This window comes from Schumannella sp. 10F1B-5-1 (assembly GCF_006517535.1).
Taxonomy (GTDB): domain Bacteria; phylum Actinomycetota; class Actinomycetes; order Actinomycetales; family Microbacteriaceae; genus Schumannella.
In genome coordinates this window covers 1-213 of sequence record NZ_VHQH01000108.1, presented here as the reverse complement: position 1 = coordinate 213, position 213 = coordinate 1, and the positions used below count along the sequence as shown (strand labels likewise).

Genomic DNA, 213 nt, shown 5'->3' with positions numbered 1-213 from the left:
CGTCGACGTCGCCCGCGGGGTTCATCGTGTTCCCTCCTGGTCGGCCGCGGCATCCGCGGTGTCGGTCACGAAGTCGGCGCGTCGCAGCGGGTACCGGGCGAGCGTCCAGAGGCTCAGGCCGATCATGACGGCGGGCACGATGCTGAAGCTCAGCACGATGCCGGTGAGCGCGGTCGCCGACTGGTCGACCACAGCGCCGGCGACCGACTCCTG

The 213-nt window shown here is 71.4% G+C and carries 1 pseudogene; it reads right to left on the bottom strand.

What is annotated here, in order from left to right:
- Positions 1–21: 21 nt before the first annotated feature.
- Positions 22–213, bottom strand: a pseudogene (locus FJ658_RS16320) (MFS transporter); the annotation flags it as partial.